The sequence below is a fragment of the Clostridium lapidicellarium genome (assembly GCF_041224415.1).
Classification (GTDB): domain Bacteria; phylum Bacillota; class Clostridia; order Clostridiales; family Clostridiaceae; genus Clostridium_B; species Clostridium_B lapidicellarium.
The window spans coordinates 1-2,736 of sequence record NZ_JBGFFE010000052.1 but is presented as its reverse complement, the minus strand read 5'-3'; the positions used below and the strand labels follow the sequence as shown (position 1 = coordinate 2,736).

Annotated in this window: 4 protein-coding genes; all 4 read left to right on the top strand. The window is 45.6% G+C overall.

Annotated elements, in window-relative coordinates; translation table 11 throughout:
- Positions 1–33: 33 nt before the first annotated feature.
- The gene (locus AB8S09_RS15730) at positions 34–228 is read left to right on the top strand and encodes a ferredoxin family protein (RefSeq protein WP_367112699.1); all 195 of its coding nucleotides are present in this window, start codon (positions 34–36) and stop codon (positions 226–228) included.
- 2 nt (positions 229–230) lie between these two features.
- On the top strand, positions 231–1,367 hold the full coding sequence (locus tag AB8S09_RS15725; RefSeq protein ID WP_369869550.1) for a 2-oxoacid:acceptor oxidoreductase subunit alpha: 1,137 nt from the start codon (positions 231–233) through the stop codon (positions 1,365–1,367).
- Position 1,368: 1 nt separating this feature from the next.
- Positions 1,369–2,184 (top strand): 2-oxoacid:ferredoxin oxidoreductase subunit beta, encoded by an 816-nt coding sequence (locus AB8S09_RS15720; RefSeq protein WP_369869549.1) that lies wholly within the window; start codon positions 1,369–1,371, stop codon positions 2,182–2,184.
- Between the two features lie 28 nt (positions 2,185–2,212).
- The coding region (locus AB8S09_RS15715) for a 2-oxoacid:acceptor oxidoreductase family protein (protein ID WP_369869547.1) at positions 2,213–2,736 on the top strand (524 nt) is incomplete at its 3' end.

Below are 2,736 nucleotides of genomic sequence, written 5' to 3'. Positions count from 1 at the left end.
AAGTTGGAAGAGAGGTAAATTAAATTGATTGGTGTGAAAAATGGTGTGCATTTGAAACTGGAAAAGGAGTGGTGTAAAGGCTGCGGTATATGTGTGGAGTTTTGTCCCAAAAATGTACTGGCTTTGAAAAACGGGAAGGTTTCAATTGTAGATGAAGATAAATGTATAAAGTGCGGACTGTGTGAGCTTCGGTGCCCGGATTATGCAATCTTTTTAGGGGGTAAGTAAGTATGAATAACAGTATAAAACTATTGCAGGGAAATGAAGCCTGTGTGGAGGGGGCTATTGCAGCGGGGATGCGTTTTTATTCGGGATACCCCATAACACCTTCGACTGAAATAGCAGAGCTTTCGTCTAAAAGACTTCCCATGGTAGGTGGAAAGTTCATTCAGACGGAGGATGAAATAGCAGGAATGGCCGCAGCTATAGGTGCATCACTTGCGGGTGTGAAATCCATGACGGCTACAAGCGGGCCAGGATTTTCACTGAAGCAGGAAAATATAGGCTATGCGCCAATGGCAGAGGTTCCCTGTGTCATTGTGGATGTACAGAGGCACGGCCCCAGTACGGGGCTCCCGACTTCACCGTCCCAGGGAGATGTCATGCAGGCAAGGTGGGGGACCCACGGTGACCATCCGGTAATAGCAATATCGCCTTCTTCCGTCAAGGAGACTTTTGATTTGACTGTCAGGGCATTCAACCTTTCGGAGAAGTACAGAACACCTGTTATACTGCTGATGGATGAAATTGTGGCCCACATGAGAGAGGGGATAGAGATTCCGAGGCAGCAGGATTTAAAGATAATAAACCGTAAGAAACCTGAAAAGGGAGACAGGAACTATTTGCCATACCATGTGGAAAAAGGGGAACTTGTCCCTCTAATGGCGAATTTTGGGGAAGGATTCAGGTTTAACGTCACAGGACTTGTCCACACTGAATCAGGGTTTACGACAAACAGTACTGAAGTGGCGGACGTTCTGTGCAGCAGGCTCTTGAGAAAGATTGAAGATAATCTGGACGATATTGTGACCTGCGATGAACTCTATATGGAAGATGCGGAAACTGTAGTGATTTCCTACGGTGGAACTGCAAGAAGCACAAGGAGTGCAGTAAAGCAGGCAAGGAAAGCCGGCCTGAAAGTTGGGCTGTTCAGGCCTGTGACTATCTGGCCATTTCCTGAGAAACAGATTGCGGATGTGGGGAAACAGGCCAAGAATATAATAGTGGCCGAACTCAACCACGGGCAGCTGGCTCTGGAAGTGGAGAGAGTAGTAAAAAACGAGTCGAATATTTTCAAGATAGGGAAGATCAACGGTGAAGTTATTACTCCCCAGGAAATACTATCTAAGATCAGGGAGGTATTTTAAAATGGCTAGTACGCTTGTGGAAAATTACTTGAGAATGGGAAACTTACCTCATATATGGTGTCCCGGATGCGGGCACGGTATAATGATGAGATCTATTATACAGGCTATAGATAATTTGAAACTCGACAAAAATAAAGTATGTGTTGTATCCGGAATAGGATGTTCCTCAAGGGCCGTGGGATATATGGATTTTAATACGCTTCATACCACACACGGCAGGGCGATAGCTTTTGCAACGGGAGTCAAACTGGCCAATCCAGAGCTTACTGTTATAGTCATTTCGGGTGACGGCGATGCCGTGGCTATTGGAGGAAACCATTTAATCCATGCAGCCAGGAGAAATATCGACATCACGACAGTTATTTTCAACAACAACATCTACGGTATGACGGGTGGGCAGTATTCCCCGACAACGCCGAGAGGTGACAGGGGAACCACTGCACCCTACGGCACGGTTGACAGGCCCTTTGATATTCCGAAACTTGCAGCTGGAGCGGGGGCGACTTATGTGGCGAGAGGTACTGTCTACCACACGAAACAGCTGATTTCCCTCATAGAGAGAGGTATTCAAAATAAAGGATTTTCCATGGTAGAAGGCGTCAGCGTGTGTCCTACCTATTACGGAAGGAAAAACAAGAAGGGCTCTGCCGTGGATATGATGAAATGGCAGAGGGACCATGCAGTGGACGTAAAGGCGGCCGGGAAACTTTCGCCGGAGGAACTTGAAGATAAATTTTTGATAGGAGAGTTTAAAAATACTGCAGAACCTGAATATACTGAAGAATATCAAAAAATAATAGACAGGTTCGTAAAATAAATAATTTATAATAAGGGAGAGATGAATTATGGGTAACCAATTGGAATTGAGATTGACTGGTTCAGGAGGACAGGGACTTATTTTAGGAGGAGTTATCCTGGCGGAAGCTGCCATAATGGAGGGAAAGAAAGTTATCCAGTCGCAGTCTTACGGGCCGGAAGCCAGGGGAGGCTCGAGCAAGGCGGAAGTGATTATAAGCGACGAGGAAATTGATTTTCCGAAAGTTTTAAGGACAAATCTTTTGCTGACTTTGACTCAGAAATCCTGTAATAAATATATAGGCTCCCTTGACAGGGATGGGATACTGCTTATAGATTCATCGGTCATAGTTCCAAGCAGTAACAGGGCCGGGAAAGTGATCCAGATTCCCATACTGAAAACTGCAAATGAAGTTATAGGCAAATCCATGGTGGCCAATATAATTGCAGTGGGGGCCATAAACAGCGTACTGAATATTGCTTCAAAGAAATCTCTGGAAGCTGCCGTGCTGAATAGGGTTCCCAGGGGAACGGAAGATTTGAACAAGCGTGCCTTGGAAGCAGGGTATAAACT

Bases quoted from the DNA above. Each gene is read 5' to 3' on its own strand.
- AB8S09_RS15725 (WP_369869550.1), top strand. From the start codon at position 231: ATGAATAACAGTATAAAACTATTGCAGGGAAATGAAGCCTGTGTGGAG.
- AB8S09_RS15720 (WP_369869549.1), top strand. From the start codon at position 1,369: ATGGCTAGTACGCTTGTGGAAAATTACTTGAGAATGGGAAACTTACCT.